The following is a 16,286-nucleotide window of genomic DNA, read 5'->3' on the forward strand; positions in this document are numbered from 1 at the left end:
TGATGTGTTCTTTCTTTTTACTTAATGGTGGTCAATATTATAGAGGACTTGAGCAACTTGGGCTCTTGTGAAAGGTCCTCTGGGTTCAAAATTCCCCTTGTCTGTTCCTTTGACTAGGCCGAGTTTTGCCATCTCTAGGACAGCATCTTTCGCCCAAGGGGAGATTTCTTCTTGGTCAGCAAAACTTGCTGCTTGTTTTTCTTTTATGGTTCTCCCGGTAGCCTTTAAAAAGTTTCGTATCATTAGGGCCATTTCTTCTCGGCTGATGGTTCGATTTGGATCGTACTTTCCATCCCCTACACCTTGGACAATCTGTTTCTTTGCTGCCCATTCCACATAGGGACCGTAATAGCTAGAAATGGCTACGTCAGAAAAGCTAGAAGAGGAATAATCTTTTGTCTTCACTTGGGCCATTCGTCCTAAGACGGTTACAAACTGACCTCTCGTTGTGGTTTCATCTGGGGCAAATTTGCCTCCCCCGATTCCCATAAAGTAGCCTTTACTGGTAACGTAGTCAATGGCTGTTTTTGCCCAATGCCCGTTTGTGTCACTGAATCCCGTTTTTGATTTTATGGCTGTTTCTTGGCTAGTCACTGTTTTTTGGGTTTCTGTTTGCTTAAATGGGTCGGTATTAGTAGTCGTTTGACTATTTTGGAAACCAGCTTGAAAGAGATTGTTATTATTGGCGGTTCCGGACCGAGATACTTCTTTGGCTTGATTCCAGTTGAGGGATAAAATTGCTTCTTGGGCTCCCTTTCCTTTTATCAAGGGGTTCCCATGTTCTGTATCTGAAGCAATATGGTCCATGGCATCTACCCAAACCTTAATCCGCACTTTATCCGCCTTCTTATTCATAATCCAAGACCAGGTGTTATTGGCTCCCTGGTTTGCTTGCCTTTCTCCCCCATCTAAGATAAAAAGATTGTAGAGGTTCCCAGTTAAAGTCTTTCCTCCAAAGTTTCTTTGCATAGGTCCAAATTGAACGTTATAGCGGCATTGGTTTTTGGACACTTCAACATAGGCTGTATGGTTGATGGCATTATTGGCCATGGAATAACCGGAGTCAAAGGCCTTTAAAACTTCCACTGGTACTTGATAGGTAATGACATTTGCTTGTTGTTGGTTGTTGTTTCCTGGATTAAGGTTGTTGCCGTTTTGATTTCCCGTATCAGTATTAAAATTATTTCCTCCACTATTTCCACCATTAGAGGGTGCCTGTGCCTTTACAAGACCTTCATAAGCTGATTTTAAGTTCTTAACTGCCTCATCAATTACTTTTTGACTGGCATCTAGCCCCAGCAGGGTTAAGGCATTTTGATAGGCCTTGACATATCGCGTATTGGATTCATAGGTATAGGCTTCTCCTCCTGCATTGCCATAATCTTGGATTGCCTTAATCAAGGCTTTTTTGTCGGCTATTCCTGGTTGAGGACTAGGAGGTTCTTCTCCTCCTTCCAAGTCTTCTTTCATTCCTGTAAGGTCAAAAACTAACTTTGCATTTTGCGCTCCAGCACCTTGGGTGATCTTGTCATAAGATGCCTCCCCTTGCATATCCGAATTTAAAGCATCCATGGCATCTACATTGACTTGGACCCAAATGCACTCGGCCTGTAAAAAAGCCTTTTGATCCATCTCAAATCGAAGTACTTTTGGAAAGGTATGGAACTTTCCATCTAAGCCCTTATCTTGCATTGTCTCGACAACTTCCATGGGGCTTGTCTCTGTTCCCGGAAAATTATTGTCTCTATAGGTAAATAACTTGGTTAAGTGTCCATACATCTTCATAAATTCTAGACCTTTAAAGGTTAAGTCTACTTGGACTTTCCCATCCTTAACCACTACCTTAGCTTGGTGAATTAAAGCACCATTTCCCATGGATGCTTTACCTGGATCATAGGCATGCATCAATTGCACGGGAACCGTATAGGTTTTTTGGGCTTGGTCTTCTTCTTTTGCTTCTGCAAAGGCAAGCGTGGGCATTTGTAAAAAAATGATAAGGAAGGCCAATACCCAGGCCATTATCTTTTTTTTCAAGTTTTCCTCCTTACTTATTTCTTTAAATTTTCAACTTGCTTAAAAAAGTAGTCTCCTGCTTCTTTAAGCTCCTCTTTTGTTGCATATCTAGATTCTTTTCCCGTTTGAACCATCTGATCTCGAATGGATTTGGGGATGATCTTAGAGCTAAATCCCTCCATCTTTTTTAAAAGTTTGGGGTCTACTTTTCCAGGGCAAAGGTAAGTCCCTAAGGAATTTTTCCCTTTCAACAATTCTTCCAAATTCTTCTGGACCTTAACCCCATGATCTGAATAAGGCATGGCTCCCAAAGTAGCAAAGAGACCTAGGTTTTTTTGTCTCGTTGCTTCAATGACCTTTAAGGCTGCTTTGTTGGGCTTGGCCTTATCTATCCAGGCACCAATTAAGGCATAGTCATAGTCTTCTGGGGGACGATGGTGTCCAATTTCTTGAAGATCTAAATCCAATCCTCTTTTCTTGAAATTAGTATAGATGGCCTGAGCCATTGTTTTGGTATTTCCCGTCAGGGATGAATAGAGAATGAGCCCTTTCATTTACACCTCCTTAGCTGTAATGTAGCTTTTCCCTTCTAGTTGAACCAACTTAAGGGGGGTATCGTACAATTGACTGATTTTCTCTTCTGTTAAAACTTCTTGGGGTGTCCCTTGAAAGACCACTTCCCCTTGTTCTAATCCAATAATTTCATGGGAAAAGTGAATCGACTGATTAATATCATGAAGAACCATAACAATCGTTTTTCCTAAGCTTTGATTGAGGTCTTTAATGAGTTTTAAGACTTCAATTTGATATTTGATATCTAGATAGGTGGTGGGCTCATCTAAAAATAAATAGTGACTATCTTGAGCCAAAGCCATGGCAATCCATGCTCTTTGAATTTGACCGCCAGATAGCGTTCCAATTTTTCGGTCTTTTAACTCATCTAAACCGCAAAGATGAATGGCTTCTTCTACTGCTTCAAAATCTTCTTGGCTGGGCCTTGCCATAAAAGCAATATAAGGTGTACGCCCATAAGACACTAAGTCTTTTACTGTCAGGTCTGCCTGAATTTGGTTTTTTTGTTGAACAATCGCCACTTTTTTAGCAAATTCTTTTCGTGGTATTCGTTGAATAGACATCTTGCCTAGGCGAATGACTCCGTGCTTTGGATCTAAGTTCTTAGTGCAAAGTTTTAATAGGGTGGATTTTCCACAACCATTGGCTCCTAGCAGAGTCGTAATTTTTCCTTCCTTAAATTGGAGATTCAGGTCTTTTAAAACTGTTTTTTTGCCATAGGCGAAATAGAGATGGTTAATTTCCATAGGTCTTCCCTCCAATCTTTAAGAGGATAATAAAGAAGATTCCACCAAAAACCGTCATAACGACTGAGGCTTTTACCTCATAGGGATAAGCTATCACTCTTCCTAAGGTGTCGGAAAAAAGTAGGATAATCGCTCCTAATAACATGGAAAAGGGTAAGAGGTGTTTATGGTTCGATCCCACAAGAATTCGTCCAATATGTGGAACAATAAGACCTAAAAAGCCTATAACTCCAACAATGGCTGTGGATACTGAAGCTAAAACGATGGCAATTAGAGCCACTAAGAATCGATCCCTATTTACATTTACGCCCAAAGACTTTGCCGTATCATCTTCTAGAGAAAGAAGATTGCAAGTTCGCATTGTTAAAAGTGACACTAGCAAACCGATAATTCCATAAATCGCCATTACTTTCACATCTACCCAGGTTTTTTGGGCAATATTCCCCTCAATGATGGATTGGACGTTTGTTAATGTCCCCCCATTCATAGCTTTTAGGGCATCGGTAATACCTATAAGGGTCATGTTTAGAGCTACCCCCACCAGAATGAGTTTAATGGGGTTGGACCCTCCTTGCCAAGCTAGGGAATAGATCAAAAGATAGGCCAAAACACCTCCAATCACAGACAAGCCTGGAATAGCGTAAAATAACGTCGGAAATAAAAAAGTGATCAGAGTTGCTGTTAAGTAGGCTGCTGAAGAGATTCCAATAATGCCAGGATCCGTTAGGGGGTTTTGCATCACCGCTTGAAGTAGAACTCCTGAAGTAGCTAAGGCAGCTCCTGCTATGACGGCAATAATAATCCTGGGAAACCGGAGGTCAAAAACAGTAGCCACTTCGGAATCATAATCTAGAAAGAGTCCCCTTACTAATTTTGATAGGGACATTTCAATAGATCCTGTCTTTGCAGAATAGAGAATTAGGAGAATGAGCAGTAAAATAACGCCTCCATAAAGGGAAATGGCCTTAGTCTTTTTCATAGAGAATCGCCTCCAGATCGTCTAGGGCTTCTTTATAATTAAATTTAGCCGACATACCAAACCGTTTATAAGACAAGTCATGAACTTCTTCATTCTTAACTGCTCGAAAGTGCTTCCAAATATCATTTTCTGCAAAATCTTTTTCAAACATTTTCATCACCTCATCAGGAAGAGCATGAGCACACCGTAAAATTATGTCTGGATCTTTTTGAAGCATATCTTCCGTATTAATGGTGATGAATTGTTGGTCTGTTCCTGCGTAGACATTTTCTGCTCCTGCAAGTTCCACCAAGGATCCTACATAAGAGTTTTCTGTTGCCACGACATAAGACCCTGGCAATCCCATAAGAATTAAAACTTTTGGAGCTTTTTTCCCTTCGTGTTTTTTCCGATAATCTTTTATGAATTTTTCATAGTCATCTCTTAGGGCCTTTGCTTCTTTTTCTCGATCTAGTAGTTTACCCAAGTCATCAATGGATTTATACATACCCTCAATATTGTTGAGGTTTAAGAATCCATAGTCCAGGTCGGCAGCCTTATATTTTGGCAAGAGATCTGAAATCAAAGATACAGGTGAAAAAACATAATCTGGTTGAATAGCCTTTAACTTTTCAATATCCGGTGTCATAGCCATTCCAACTTTTGGTACATCTTTGTATCGTTCCGGCATGGGGTCTATCTTGGAATCTGGCACAGCCACTAGGTCTAAATTAAGCTTTTCCATAATATAGACAGTAGCCATGGAAGTAGCTGCAATTTTAAGGTTTCCTTTACCAGCTGATTTCGATCCCTGCTTTTGATCGACACAAGATGTTAACAAAATAATACAAGTTAGAACTAGAATGATCATTTTAGTCTTTTTCATACAGGTCCTCCATTCTAGAATAGGTCTTTCTTTCTAGGCTCTTATAGTAAATATAGAGCCCAACGGTAGCAAGGATTCCGACAAATACCAGAAGGGTCAAAAGTCCAATTCCAGCATAGATAAAGGCTTTTGTTATAGGCCCTAGAGGGGCTTTCTTTTTTACTCCTTTTTTCTTGTCTTTTTGATCAGAATAATAAAGCTTTTTAATTTGTGGATCATCTTTTGTCAAGAGTCCATGCTTATAGCCTAGATCTCCAGCCGAAAATTTTGAGTTAACCACTTTTTGCTCGACTTTCTCTCCTAGTTGAGCCGCTGGAATAGTTTGTCCAGCACTTGGAAGATTTGTAGCTCCTGCAGTGTTCTCTGAAATTGCAGTAGATGCCTGATTCGATGTTTGTACTTGTGAGGTCTGGCTTTGGTTTTGAATAGGTGCCTTAGAGCTAGAGCTTGTCGCTCCACCAGACAGAGTTTTAAAATCCGTGTTTCCAGGCGTTGGATTTGTAATGTCATAGTAAAAAATAACATCCCTTCCCATGGGGCCCACGAAAAAACTTCCTCGAACGATTACGTCTTTTGATGGAATTTCAATGCGGTAGTCTTTCGTCGTTTCTGTAGATGCTGTCACCTGAGCTGGAACAGAATAAAAAGAAGCATCGCCTCGTTTTTGAACCGCAAAGGTTTCATTCTTAATGTAATTGGCTAGATTGTATCGAACCGAAAGAAAGATTCTCCCGTCATCTGTGGTTTCGACCAAAGCCTGAGGGTGAACAACATTTTCTGTCATTCCTTGGCCAATGCCTGGGTTGTTACCAGGATCTTCAATTACACCTGTAACTGGATGAATGTAATAAGGCGTTGCCTTGAATATTTCTTGCGTATAAGCCAAGGCTTCTTGACTAAATCCAAACAGTAAAATCAGTGTCAGGCAAAGGAAGATTTTACTTTTCCTCATTTTTCCGCTCCATTTCTTTTATAAAGGTCTCTTCTTCCTGAATAAAAGCAATTTCTTTTAAAAGTTTTCGAGAGATAACTATGGCCGCTGTCAATATAGCTGCGAATAAAAGTAAGATTAAACCTATAATAGGCCCTGATTCTTTCATCTTTTTTCCTTTTTCTACGCTCTTGGACTGCTCATCTTCTTTTGTTGGATTATTTTCTTCTATTTGAGAAGAATTACTAGCCATATCCACTTGTCCAAGAGGCGGGAGGTCTGCGGGAGCTAAAACTTGGCCAGATCCTGCAGCTCCACTTTGAACAGAAAGACCCTGAGTGCTTTTTACAGATGTAGCCTGGGGTTTCTTAACGCTTTGCAAGAAGGCCTTTCCTCTTTCAGCAGCTGTTGATCCTTGTAGCGCAACGGATGCTTGACTTAAAGAATTTTCAGCTGGCATATTCGCCACACCTTCTTTTCCTCCACTGTTTACCAGAACATAATTTCCTGGTTTTTTTGTTTGAAAAGAAACAAATTTTTCATCTGTTTGAAAATCTATTTTTTTCTTAGCTCCTTGTGTATAGTCGTACAAATTTAAACTATCCGTTTTTTTAAATTTTAAAAGAGGCAATTTCACCGTAAAACTTTTTTGAGGTGAGACTTTTTTTCGAGTCGCTTGGATTGATTTCTCTTTCCCAGTAAAATGATCCAGATTTCCTAAAAAGTCAATATTAAAAACATTGACCTGGTCTAAGGGAGAAAAATCCTTAGAAATACCTTGGGCTTCTGATCCTGTTAATCTGTTTCCATAAAAAGAAAATTCTTCTAAAAAACAATTCCCAGGATAATCCACATAAAGCCCCTTATTTTCTTTACTTCCTGAATTTTCTTTTTTAAAATCTGATTTTCTAGGTCCCTCTTTATACTTGGCAACCAATGTTGCTTGGTCTGGAGTAATCTTTTTTGCCTGATCCCAGTCAATTTTTATTCGAGCTCGAATAGGTTCATCTCCCATGGGTTCTACTTTTGGATCAACATAAACGTTAACCATTTGATCCTGGTTTAGCAGTTCCACCACAAAAACTCTAGGTCTTTTTTCCGCTTCATTGGGCACTTCAATTTCATAACAACCTTTTTTTGTTGCTTGATATGTACCATCTTTTTGTTCTACATATAAATTAATTAATGAAGCCTTAATGTTCATGTACTCCATCAAATCCGTGCCAACATAAAGAGAGGCTTTTTTATTTTTTACAACTAAATTTCCCATTTGTATAAAAGCCTGGTTCCCCATTGATGGTTTTTCTTCCATGGCATGCCAAAGTTTAATGGGGACTGTATAGCAGCCATCTTCCAATTCAACTGGTCCGTCTATAGGAGGACCTTGGTCCTGTCCATACACTGAACTTAAACTAATCCATACAAACAATAAGGCTAAAACTAGTCTTTTTACTTGTAAATTAATCTCCATTTTAGTGAGCATTCATTCCTTTCTCAAATAGTAATTCTATCTACCCGTTGATAGTTATTATCATTATGCTATTAATATAACGTATTTCCTCTTTTTAAAAAGTCTTTTCCTATAAAAAAATAAGTTAACCTAGGTTAACTTATTTCTCTCTTTTATTAAACTTTATAGTTTTTTTTATCTTATTTAATAAATTTCGTATAATTTACACTTTATTGTTTGTACATTTTGCCAAAATTCTCTCTCTTCTTTTTGTTAACCCTGGTTTTGTTTTTCTTAAATATTGAACAGGTTTAAAGTTAATATACATACAACTCTTTCCACTTGTAAGCCTAGGCCAAGATAGGATTCTATCGTTAAATAAATTCCAGTTTGCAACAAACCTTGTCCTAGGTTATACCACGACAGGTCTTGGGGTAGATGCAAGGTAAATAATCCGTTTTTAGAATTTATTTCCTCTTTTCCATTTTCTCCAAAATAAGAAATCTTCGATACAACGCTCTTTTTTTGATAGCCTTCTTGATTTTTTGTCATTCTTGTTGCCTTTAATTGAATCGAAATGTCCTCATTGACCTCAAGATAAGCTTGTGCTTCAAAATTTTCCCGAAGAATACAAGGTTTTAAACGAGAAAAATCCTCTTTTGATTTTTTATACAAGCAACAGGTTATAGGATATAGGCCTGGCAAAAAATACTTTTTAAAGTCGTAATTTGTCCAATCTTTTTTATCTAGCTTTTTTGTATGAATTTCCCTAAGAATTTTTACTTTCTTATTTATTTGATTAAAAAAAATTTCTCCCTTGCTTGTTAAAAGAATACTTACAAGTTCTTTTATTTCCTCCTCATTTAGACAAAAAGTTTCCTGTAAAAAAAGCTCTAAATTTTCTTTTCTTTGATGGTAGTCCAAAGCAATTTTATAGGCAATTTTTGTCAATTGATAGTCTTGTCCATTCTTATATAAGAGACCCACAGTCATCATTTTGTCTAGGATTTTTTTAGCGTTGGTTTTTGAACAGATAAAATAATTTGCACAGCCTGTAATCGTCTTTGGTCCTTTATTTTCTAAAATATAGAGTAAATAATTTATCTGAGGTTTGGTTAAGTTTAAATTCGTCATGCATTTCCCTCTAAGATCGAATCTGTCTTTGCATATAGATGACTGCCTGGCATATTCTTAAGGTAGATTCTCGATGAGATGTGATTAAGATAGTTTTATCTTGCCTATCTTGATAGATAGACTTTAAGATCATCCCTTCTGTCATGGCATCGACATTCGCTGTTGGTTCATCTAGAAGGTAGAGTTTCGGATTTTTTAAAAATAATCTGGCCATAGAAAGCCGTTGCATCTCTCCAGAAGATAAAAGGTTTTGATCTCGTACAATTTCTGTGTCCAAGCCCTGCGGCAAATCCTTTATAAAATCATAAATAGCCGCCTTTTTACAAGCATAAATTAACTCTTCTTCTGTAGCACCTTTTTTGGCAATTAATAAATTATCTCGAATACTCCCTTTAAATAAGTGGGTAGACTGTGACAAATACCCTATATTCTTTCTTAAGCTTGAACTATTTATCTCTTTTAAATTAATTCCATTATAGTTTACTTTTCCTTTTTCCGGATCATAAAACCGCATCATCAAGTGAATAAGGGACGATTTCCCACAACCAGATTTCCCCGCCAATCCAATGATTTGGTTTTTTCCTCCTTCCATAGAAAATTGATCTAATAAGGGTGTCTTATCATGAGAGAAAGTGACTTTTTCAACTTTAAAATTCTCATAATCAAGAGTTTTTCCTCCCAGTACTTCGTCTACTTTAGGATCTTCTTTTAAGAGGCCTAGGACTCTCCTGGCACAAGCTAGAGTTACCACAAGATTGTTGGCTAAGGAAGCTAGGGCCGATGTCGGTCCAAAGGATGATAAAAAGATAACCCAGGAAACAATAAATAGGTTAAAAGGAATTTGTCCATCTTGATAAAGTTTCGCAGCAAAAACTCCAAAAAATCCAGATAAAGCAAAAACCAAAAGCCTTGAAAGGCCAAAACTTTTACCACTGTCTCTCATTAAATTTTTTGTAGCTTGATTTAATTTCTTGGTTTGCTCGGTAACTTCTTGCGATCTTTTATCTCCATAGTTGAAATTGACAAGTTCTTTAATCCCCTTAAAACTTTCTAAAATATTTAGATTGAGATCAGATAAAATTTTTCTTTGGATTGGGCCTAAGTCTCTAGATTTTTTCTCTGTATAAATAGGCACAGCTACTCCAAGAATTAAATGCGAAACAAATAAACAAAGACCTATGGCCCAATGAATCTTTGCCATAAAGATTGTAAGAACCAAGGTGTGAATAATGGCAATTACGACTGGAGAAATAGTATGGGCGTAAAAAACTTCCATTAATTCAATATCTGCACTGATTACAGAAATGAGTTCTCCTTTATTTTTTTCTTCCATTTTTGCAGGAGCTAAATCTCTCAGCTTGCGAAAAACTTTATCCCGTATAATGGCCAAGGTTCTAAAAGCCACAAAATGATTTAACAGTTGTTCAAAATAGCGAAATAAGGATCTGCATAGAGCCAAAACACCAAAGGTTATTAGGCCCGTTTTAACGTTGAATTCCCCCGTCAAAAGCCAATAACTCCCAAGACTTGGAATCGCCGTAGCCAAAATATGTCCCAAGGCTCCAAAAAAGACAGCTCCCATCATTGGAAAAGCCAAGGGCCTAACGAGAAATAAAAGGTCTTTTAATAAAAGCAATAATTTTTTATAAGTTTGCATTTTTTATCCCCCACTTTTCTAATTCTTCTTGCTGTTGGTAGAGCATAGCAAAAACCCCTTCTCGCTTAACATGGTTAAAAAGACCCTCTTGCACAACTTTCCCATGATCTAAAAAGTAAATATAATCTGCAATCCGAGTATTTTTTAAGCGGTGGGTAATGAGGATAATATTCGTATTTTTCTTTAACTCTTCTAAAAGCTCCAGAATGATTTCTTCACTTTCTGCATCAATGTTGGAAATAGCTTCATCTAAAACTAAAATCCTGGCGCCTTTTAAAAGAACTCGAGCAATTGCGAGTCGTTGTTTTTGTCCTCCAGATAAGTTGCTGCCACTTTCACTAATTTTTGTATTTAAGCCGTCTTGTTCTTTGAAATAAGCTGCTAAGCAAAGTTGATCTAAAACTTTCCATAATTCCTCTTCACTGGCATCTGGTTTAGCCATTCTCAAATTATAAGCTAGGCTTCCTGTGAAAAAATAAGGGGTATTATCTACGTAGGCGAGAGATTCTAAGAGATCTTGTTTTTTTGGATTCGTCTTTTCTCCATAGTAAATTTCTCCTCCTTTCGCCTCGATTTGACCCATGATCAGCTTAGCTATCGTTGATTTCCCAGACCCTGACCTTCCAACCAGGGCTGTAATGGTATTTTTCTTAAAGTTTAAGTTAAGTTTAGTCATAAAAGTTTTTTCCGTATAAGAAAAATCTAAGTCTTCAAATCTTACTTCTAGATCACCTGCCTCTAAATAATTTTCTCCATCTCTTTTTTCTTCCATTTCTAAGACAGTGTATAGGTCTTCCGCCGCTGATATTCCTGTCATAGCAACATGAAAAAGGGATCCTAGTTGGCGTAAGGGCGTAAAAAATTCTTGTGATAGAAGAATGAAAATCAAAGAATTTCGTAAATTCATTTCCCCTTTTAAGAAAGCTGAAATAGATAGAACAATTCCAAGACCCGTTCCTAAATATGCCACCAAATCCATTGCTGTAATATTATTAAGTTGGACCATTAAAAGTTTCATCGTCTTTTTACGAAAATCTTCCGCTAAATTATTTAAGCGTTGATTTTGATCCTCATCTGCTTCAAAAATTTTTAAAGTTGTCATTCCATAAAGAAAGTCAATAAAAACTTCTGCTAAGTTTGTATAGGATTTCCAATACGATTTAACAACCCTAGAAGCTAAGGTTTGCACTAAAAGAATTGCTAAGGGAATTGCCGGTATAACGGCTAAAAGAGCTAATGAAATGCTTCTATTCATTGGGTAAAGGAGCATAAATAATAAAAGAGGCGCTAAAATAGAATATGCAACTTGAGGTAACATCTCTGCATAAAAAAGATTCAGTTGTTCAATTCCTTCCACGCTGGTCTGTATGACCTTAGCTATAGACACCTTTTGACCAAAATTTTGTTTAAATCCATAAACTTTTTCAAAAAGCGCCTTACGCAGCTTCCCTTTAATTCGAATGGAGATAAAGTAAGAGATATAAGAATACAAGCGCGTAAACAGGTATCCAGCCAGCATAATCATAATGACTTTGGCTGAAAAAGCTAAAAAATCTCCCTGTCCTTGGGTTATTTGCATCACAAAATCAGCTAGAAAAAAAATTAAAGTAACATTTAAACCCAAAATCCCCAACTTAAGTAAACAAAGAAGAAAAATAAGTATTTTTTCTCCTTCAATTTCTTTTAAAAGTCTGCGATTAAACATACTCTTCCTCCGTTCTTGTTTTCACGCAAAAAAGGAAGTAAACATAATGAAAAATGAGCACCAAAATAAGAGCCAACCTAGCATGAAAATGGTTGACAAAATAAAATGAAATGCCCAAAAAGAAAGTTACCGTCGCTAAAATTTTTATCTTTTTTTTGCGAGTTAACCCCTCTTTATTTTTAAGGGGCTTTATGTTTTTTTTGTATAAATTTGTAGATTTAAACCACTGATCAAATTTTTTAGATCCTTTGGAAAAGCAAGCTGCCGCTAATAGGAAGAATGGTGTTGCGGGTAATAGGGGTAAGTAAACACCAAGAATCCCTAGACCCATAAAAATAAATCCTAAACAAACAAAAATAGGTTTCACAAAAATCTCCTTTCTGCCGGGTAGACAGAACCTATTTTGCTTTTATTATAGCAAAGAAGATTTTTTATGTAAAGGATTTTGATTCTTCCTATCATTTTAAGACCATTTTATTTTTTGACTTCTACCCAAGCATAGAATATATTTATCCTCTATACTATCACCTGATCATCTTAACATGACAGGATGTGGTATGTTTTATGCATACAATCCGCATAGAACGAATGTTTGTAATAACAAAATCGAGCAAGCGAAATGCTTACTCGATTAGGTCCAACTTTATGGGGTCACTCTAAAAACGGGTAGTTATGGTTAGCTTAATTTAGCTTGCCAAGCTTCTTTTTTTCAGGAACTTGGGCATAGACAATGGCTGCCATCATAATGGCACAGCCAAGCAGTTCTCTTGGAGTCATTCTCTCGTGGAGGTAGATGGCTCCAGAAATAGCTGCAAAGACACTTTCCAGACTTAGAATCAAGGATGCTACAGTGGGGTCGGTGTCCTTTTGGGCTACAATTTGTAGGGTATAGCCAATACCTGAAGATAAGATTCCCACATAGAGAATGGGGATGGCCGATTCTAAAATGTTGGCAAAAACCACATTTTCCTTTACCAAGGCCAAGATCAAGGAAAGAAGCGCTGATACGAAAAATTGGATACAGCTCATCTTAACCCCATCTACCTTGGGAGAAAAATGGTCAATAACTAGGATATGGATGGAAAATAAGACAGCGCAAATCAACAATAGGATGTCGCCCTTGCCAATGTTAAAGCCACTTTTAAAGCTCAGTAAATACATACCAATGGCTGCAATGACTACGCAAGCCCACATCTTCAAGGTTACCCTCTTGCCGATAAAGACTCCCAGCAAGGGGACAATGACTATGTAGAGGGCTGTAATAAAGCCAGCCTTACCAGCAGTGGATTCCATAATTCCAATTTGTTGGAAGGTCATGGCGAAAAACAAGGCTAGTCCACAGGAGATTCCTCCCAAAATCAAGGTCTTTTGGTCTCCCTTGACTGGAGCTACGCCATTATTGGCCTTTTTATCACGACTGGATAAAAAAGGAATCACAATAATTAAAAGGAAAAACCCAGCCACTAGGTTTCTAGAAAAGTTAAAGGTAAAGGGTCCAATAGAGCTTTGCCCTCCTAGAACCTGGGCCACAAAGGATGTTCCCCAAATAAATGCAGTTAAGAATAATAGCAGGTTTCCATAAAATTTTTTGCTCATAAAATCCTCCTCTCTCCCCCTAGTATAGCATAGGTGATTTTCCCCATGCAATCGTTTTTCTAATCTTTTTAAGGAAAGACACAAGCTTCGCTTGTGCCTCTTTTTTACCTTTCAGTTCTTACATAGAAATTGTAGACCCCATAGGCAATCCGTCTTTGATTTTGCTCAATGCTGACTTCCAACAAGACCGTTCTTTTCGTCCTGTGGATTAGGCTGGCTGTGGCATAGATCTTGCCCACCTGGCCTGGTCGCAAATAATCCATGCTCCCCTTAAGGGTGACAGACCCCCGGCCCACTGCCATGGCAAAAACCCCAGCAGCCTGGTCTCCAATGGTAAAGAGGACTCCACCGTGGATATTGCCCAGGGGGTTTAACATTTCATGGCCACAATCCAGGCTAATGGTTAAGTGGTCATCTGTTAACTCTTCAAATTCAAAATTAAAAAATTCATAAAAACCGACTTGTCTTTTTTTAAACCGCTCTCGAACTTCTGCTTCTGTTAAGACTAATTGTCCCATACTTACTCCTTATAAAAATGTTAATTGCCGGATGGACCGGTCCATTAAGTTGGACAGGGTCACTCCGACCAACCGATAACTTTCTTTTTTTTGGTAGACCTCTTGAAACAAGTCCTCCAATACCATCAACATGTCTTTTGCCTGGTAGATGGGACTTCCTAAGGTCCTGGACCTGGTGTGGGTTTTAAACTTCCCCGTCTTGACCTTAAGGGTCAAAGTATAGCCCTGGATATTTTTGTCCAGGCAGTCCTCTTCCAATTCCCGGCAAAGGTTCTGGATATAGGTCCATAAAAGCTCAGGGTCCTGGCTGGCCCTTTCCAGGGTTGTTTCCGTTCCCAGGCTCTTCCTCTTGCTGGCAGGTGTAACCTCTCTTTGATCAATGCCCCGGATTCGGTCATACCATTGGATCCCGGCCTTATTAAAGTGCTGGTAGAGAAAGGCCCGGTCCAGTTGGTAGAGGTCTTGGACAGTGTAGATTCCCAAAGCTTTTAACTTTTCTGCCGACTTTTGCCCCACTCCATGGACCTTTTCTACCTTCAAGGGAAGAAGGAGGTCTGGAATATCCTGGGGCCTAATCATGAAAAAGCCATCCGGTTTATTCCAATCACTGGCCAGCTTGGCCAAAAATTTATTGTAGGAAAGGCCTACAGATAGGGTTAGGCCCGTCTTGTCCTTGACAGCCTTCTTCAGGGCCAGGGCTCTTTTTTCATAGTCTCCGGGCCAGTGGTCAATGGCAAGATAGGCTTCATCAATGGAAACCTGTTCCACCAAGGGACTAAAGGTCCTTAGAACTCCAAAGACCTCTCGGGATTTTTCCAGGTATTTTTTCCGGTGGAGGGGGAGGACCTTAAGTTGAGGGCAAAGACTCTTGGCCATAAAAACTGGCATGGCTGAGTGGACCCCATAGGCCCTGGCGGCATAATTAGCCGTTGTCAAAATTCCATCGTCCCTTTGGCCCCCTACCGCCATGGGCTTGTTTCTGTATTCAGGATGGTCCAACTCTTCAACCGATGCATAAAAGGCATCTAGGTCCACATGGAGAATCTTCATCATTCACCTAAATTCTAACTGGAATCCAGCACAAGTTAAAAGATACTTACCCCTTTAGTATACTACAAGTCCCAGGCTTTTAAAATACACAAGTCCCGGGAAAACTTTCCCTTTTATTCCCCCTAAAGTATGGTAAAATAAAGACCATGGAGGTATAGGATGAAAAAAATTGCCCTATTTGATTTTGATAAGACCATAACCCGGGAGCATTCCATCGGGACCCTTTTAAAATTTATTTTTAGACGCTACCCCCTGCATGCCCTGGCCTTTGCCTTACGTTTTATCTTTGCCCTGGCCCACTCCTTTCTTTCAGGAGACTATCGCCACTTAAAAAATTCTGTTTTAAAGTATTACGACCTCTTGACCCCGGAAGAAAAAGACGTCTTTTTACATAACGTCATGCCCAAAAGATACTATAAGGATGCCTTGAAGGAAATTGCCCGGAGAAAAGAAGAAGGCTATGTCCTCTTTTTAGTCAGTGCTTCTATGGAGCCCTACCTGGTGCCCCTGGGTAGAGACCTAGGCTTTGACTACATCCTGGGAACCCAATTTATTGACGGCAAGATTCTCGGATTAAACCATGCCAAGGAAGAAAAGGTCCGCCGGCTCAAGGCCCTCTTTGAAAAAGAAGGGATTCCCTATAGCCAAGACACCACTGTAGCCTATAGCGACTCCTACAAGGACGACAAGCCCATGTTAGACATGGCCCATGAAAGATTTTTAATCAACTCCCCCGTTCGGTCCCAGGGCTACCAAAACCTGACTTGGGACTAATCTCCCAGCCTAGGCCTTCTTGACAGGGAAAATCCTCCGCTGTAAAATAGGACTAGACTTGCTACCGTGGCTCAGTCGGTAGAGCAGCAGATTCGTAACCTGCAGGTCGGGAGTTCGATTCTCCCCGGTAGCTCCATAGAAAAATTCCCATGCTATAATGGCTTGTTTTCAAGACTTAGCATGGTTTTTTTGTTCTTTTTTTCACCTAGGATTCGTGTTCCTTGAAATTAACTCTTGACTTATCTTCATGTTAAGTTAGGAGAATACAAACCTTAAGGATCTTCACTTACACAGT

At 38.8% G+C, this 16,286-nt stretch carries 15 protein-coding genes and 1 tRNA gene; 2 read left to right on the forward strand and 14 right to left on the reverse strand.

Annotated elements, in window-relative coordinates:
- Window positions 1–21: 21 nt before the first annotated feature.
- From CS898_RS02560 to CS898_RS02625, 14 genes are all read right to left on the reverse strand, one after another.
- Window positions 22–2,034, reverse strand: coding sequence for an S-layer homology domain-containing protein (locus tag CS898_RS02560; protein WP_099208009.1), 2,013 nt, complete (start codon window positions 2,032–2,034; stop codon window positions 22–24).
- Window positions 2,035–2,048: 14 nt separating this feature from the next.
- Complete coding sequence (locus CS898_RS02565) at window positions 2,049–2,567, reverse strand: flavodoxin family protein (RefSeq protein WP_099208010.1); 519 nt, start codon at window positions 2,565–2,567, stop codon at window positions 2,049–2,051.
- Entirely contained in the window at window positions 2,568–3,332 is a 765-nt protein-coding gene (locus CS898_RS02570; RefSeq protein ID WP_099208011.1) for an ABC transporter ATP-binding protein, read from the reverse strand. It lies immediately after the preceding gene.
- On the reverse strand, window positions 3,322–4,311 hold the full coding sequence (locus tag CS898_RS02575; protein ID WP_009431942.1) for a FecCD family ABC transporter permease: 990 nt from the start codon (window positions 4,309–4,311) through the stop codon (window positions 3,322–3,324). Before CS898_RS02575 ends, CS898_RS02570 begins: the two co-directional genes overlap by 11 nt.
- Window positions 4,298–5,176: a heme ABC transporter substrate-binding protein IsdE gene (isdE, locus tag CS898_RS02580; RefSeq protein ID WP_099208012.1), complete on the reverse strand. Its 879-nt coding sequence runs from the start codon at window positions 5,174–5,176 to the stop codon at window positions 4,298–4,300. The genes CS898_RS02575 and isdE overlap by 14 nt, the downstream gene beginning before the upstream one ends.
- Window positions 5,163–6,128: a heme-binding Shp domain-containing protein gene (locus tag CS898_RS02585; protein ID WP_099208013.1), complete on the reverse strand. Its 966-nt coding sequence runs from the start codon at window positions 6,126–6,128 to the stop codon at window positions 5,163–5,165. The genes isdE and CS898_RS02585 overlap by 14 nt, the downstream gene beginning before the upstream one ends.
- A complete protein-coding gene (locus tag CS898_RS02590; RefSeq protein ID WP_234976007.1) occupies window positions 6,115–7,419 on the reverse strand; it encodes an iron transporter in 1,305 nt (434 codons plus the stop codon). The genes CS898_RS02585 and CS898_RS02590 overlap by 14 nt, the downstream gene beginning before the upstream one ends.
- 432 nt (window positions 7,420–7,851) lie before the next feature.
- Window positions 7,852–8,691, reverse strand: a complete 840-nt coding sequence (locus CS898_RS02595; RefSeq protein WP_099208015.1) for a hypothetical protein — start codon at window positions 8,689–8,691, stop codon at window positions 7,852–7,854.
- 10 nt (window positions 8,692–8,701) lie between these two features.
- Window positions 8,702–10,348, reverse strand: coding sequence for an amino acid ABC transporter ATP-binding/permease protein (locus tag CS898_RS02600; protein ID WP_099208016.1), 1,647 nt, complete (start codon window positions 10,346–10,348; stop codon window positions 8,702–8,704).
- Window positions 10,335–12,053, reverse strand: coding sequence for an ABC transporter ATP-binding protein/permease (locus CS898_RS02605; protein WP_099208017.1), 1,719 nt, complete (start codon window positions 12,051–12,053; stop codon window positions 10,335–10,337). The genes CS898_RS02600 and CS898_RS02605 overlap by 14 nt, the downstream gene beginning before the upstream one ends.
- Window positions 12,046–12,420: a YbaN family protein gene (locus CS898_RS02610; protein WP_099208018.1), complete on the reverse strand. Its 375-nt coding sequence runs from the start codon at window positions 12,418–12,420 to the stop codon at window positions 12,046–12,048. Before CS898_RS02610 ends, CS898_RS02605 begins: the two co-directional genes overlap by 8 nt.
- Window positions 12,421–12,734: 314 nt before the next feature.
- A complete protein-coding gene (locus CS898_RS02615) occupies window positions 12,735–13,649 on the reverse strand; it encodes a DMT family transporter (protein WP_099208019.1) in 915 nt (304 codons plus the stop codon).
- A 104-nt stretch (window positions 13,650–13,753) separates the two neighbouring features.
- Window positions 13,754–14,167 (reverse strand): PaaI family thioesterase, encoded by a 414-nt coding sequence (locus CS898_RS02620; protein WP_099208020.1) that lies wholly within the window; start codon window positions 14,165–14,167, stop codon window positions 13,754–13,756.
- 9 nt (window positions 14,168–14,176) lie between these two features.
- Window positions 14,177–15,220 (reverse strand): DNA polymerase IV, encoded by a 1,044-nt coding sequence (locus tag CS898_RS02625; RefSeq protein WP_099208021.1) that lies wholly within the window; start codon window positions 15,218–15,220, stop codon window positions 14,177–14,179.
- 156 nt (window positions 15,221–15,376) lie between these two features.
- Between CS898_RS02625 and CS898_RS02630 the strand changes: the two genes are divergently transcribed.
- Window positions 15,377–15,991 (forward strand): HAD family hydrolase, encoded by a 615-nt coding sequence (locus tag CS898_RS02630; protein WP_099208022.1) that lies wholly within the window; start codon window positions 15,377–15,379, stop codon window positions 15,989–15,991.
- 60 nt (window positions 15,992–16,051) lie between these two features.
- Window positions 16,052–16,127 (forward strand) — tRNA-Thr (locus CS898_RS02635).
- The last annotated feature ends 159 nt before the right edge of the window (window positions 16,128–16,286 follow it).

The sequence above is a fragment of the Urinicoccus timonensis genome, from assembly GCF_900232945.1.
Classification (GTDB): Bacteria; Bacillota; Clostridia; order Tissierellales; family Peptoniphilaceae; genus Urinicoccus; species Urinicoccus timonensis.